The 370-nt window shown below is 69.2% G+C and carries 1 pseudogene; it reads right to left on the bottom strand.

Going from position 1 to position 370, the window contains the following annotated elements:
- A pseudogene (locus tag J4G38_RS17035) lies at positions 1–291 on the bottom strand (IS481 family transposase); the annotation flags it as partial.
- Positions 292–370 lie beyond the last annotated feature (79 nt).

Genomic DNA, 370 nt, shown 5'->3' with positions numbered 1-370 from the left:
GGACAGGGGCGGAATGGTGGCTTGCAGCGCATACGGGCACTCGTCCAGCGCCAGCAGGGTGTGCCGACGAAAGGCCCCGCCGATGGCTTGCTGCTCGGCGGTGAGCACCGTCGAAACCGACGCCGGCCCCCTGCGCGCATCCAGCACAGGGGGGCGCGGGCGCCACCTGGCCGCCGTTTTCGGGTTGATGCGGTAGCGCGTGGCGCCGCTTGGCAGGCTTTCCTGGCGGTGGTGGCTAGCGCGCCCGATTGCCGCCGTGGGGCGGGCGCTGCCGTGGAGTAGTTGTCCCAGGGGAGCACTTGTCCCGTCGGTGCGGGCAAAATTCCAGCCCGGAAAATGCCCCATCACGCCTTGGGACTATACACCTAGT

The sequence above is a fragment of the Hymenobacter terricola genome, assembly GCF_017921975.2.
GTDB lineage: Bacteria > Bacteroidota > Bacteroidia > Cytophagales > Hymenobacteraceae > Hymenobacter > Hymenobacter terricola.
The sequence above is the reverse complement of the archived record's forward strand: the minus strand, read 5'-3'. Positions and strand labels throughout refer to the sequence as shown.